The 1,573-nt window shown below is 60.4% G+C and carries 1 protein-coding gene; it reads right to left on the minus strand.

Translation table 11 applies throughout. The annotated features are described in order from the left end of the window. Positions 1-65: 65 nt before the first annotated feature. A complete protein-coding gene (locus IF803_RS42405; RefSeq protein ID WP_225161281.1) occupies positions 66-1,505 on the minus strand; it encodes an IS1182 family transposase in 1,440 nt (479 codons plus the stop codon). Positions 1,506-1,573 lie beyond the last annotated feature (68 nt).

Below are 1,573 nucleotides of genomic sequence, written 5' to 3' on the forward strand. Positions count from 1 at the left end.
GGGTCTTGGCCGTGTAAAAACGGCCTTGCAGGGCAGTCAATCTTGAAGCCAAAACTGGGCCAGCGTCAGGCCGCGATCGCGGCGATCAGCGGCCTGATCCCGAGGATATTCATTGCTCGGGTCAGATTATAGGCCAGGACTGAGAGGGCCATCTCGGCGGCTACCTTTGGGAGAGTTTTGGTCAGGAAGTGCGTCGCTCCCATGCGTGCCTTCATCGTGCCGAACGGATGCTCGACAGTCTCGCGACGAAGGCGCATAGCAAGCGGGTTCGCATCGAGCCGCTGCTGCACAGCGTCGAGCAGATCCTCGTGCTCCCATCGCGTGATCCGTCGCTCTGACCCGGGCGTGCACTGGGGTTTGATCAAACAATTCTTGCAGGCGTTGGTCCAGTAGCGCCGCAGCGTCTTGTCGGCTTCTTCGTTTGTATAGCGATACGGCAATCGCTCCCCGGCCGGACAACGATAGGCGTCTTCCTCCGGTAAATAGACAAAGTCCTGCTTACCGAAGCGTCCGTCCGACTTGGCGCCCGAAGTCATCGGCTTGGGCAGAGTTACCGTGATGCCGGCCTCGTGGCAGGCGAGGATCTCCGGGCTGCTGAAGTAGCCGCGATCGGCAACGGCCTCGAGCGTCTCAGTCTTCAGAACAGCCTTCGCCTGCCTGGCCATATTGGCAAGTTGTGCCCGATCTGAGCCGCTGTTCGTCACCTCATGCGCGATGATCAGGTGATGGTCGGTGTCGACTGCGACTTGGACATTGTAGCCGACAACGCCGGATCCGCGGCCACTGGTTGCCATCGAACGGCTATCCGGATCTGTCAGGGAGATTTGCTGATCCGGCGAAGCAAGCATCTGCTTCTCGTAGGCAGCAAGCTTGCCCATCTCCCCCTTCAGCTTCGTCAGCTTCTCGGTAAGCCTCGTCACCTTCGCCGCCAGCGCCTCGCTCGGCTCCTGTCGATCGGCCGTGTCAAGTTGGCTCAGATAGCGCGCGACGCTCTCCTCCAACTGAGCACGTCGCCGCTCCACCTTCGCGCGCGTGAAGTTCCTGTCCCGGTTGTTCACGGCCTTGAACTTGCTCCCATCGATGGCGACGCTCGCCGCCGTGAGAAGACCCATCCCGCGGCAGAGCTCGACAAAGCGCGCACAGACCTTACCCAGCCCCAGGCTGTTGTCCTTGCGGAAGTCCGCTATCGTCTTGTGATCGGGAGCAAGCCGACCCAGCAGCCACATCACCTCGATGTTGCGTCCGGCCTCTCGTTCCAGCCGCCGGCTTGACTGCACCCGGTTCAGATAGCCGTAGATGTAAAGCTTCAGGAGAACCGAGGGGTGATACGACGGCCGGCCAGTCGCTGCCGGCGTAACTCCACCGAAGCACATCTCGGCCAGATCAAGCGCATCGACAAACTCGTCGATCGCGCGAACAGGGTTGTTCTCGTCAATGAAATCATCGAGGCATTCAGGCAGCAGCGTCCGTTGCCCACGATCCGCCCCCTCAACGAAGCGCCTCATCGATTCCCCCTCAGAATCACGGGAGAATCATAACAGCGGCACTATGTTTTCACACAGCCAGGGTCAAA

Source organism: Bradyrhizobium sp. UFLA06-06 (assembly GCF_054820065.1).

Excerpts from the sequence above, each read along its gene's own strand:
- IF803_RS42405 (WP_225161281.1), bottom strand. The coding sequence starts at position 1,505 with ATGAGGCGCTTCGTTGAGGGGGCGGATCGTGGGCAACGGACGCTGCTG.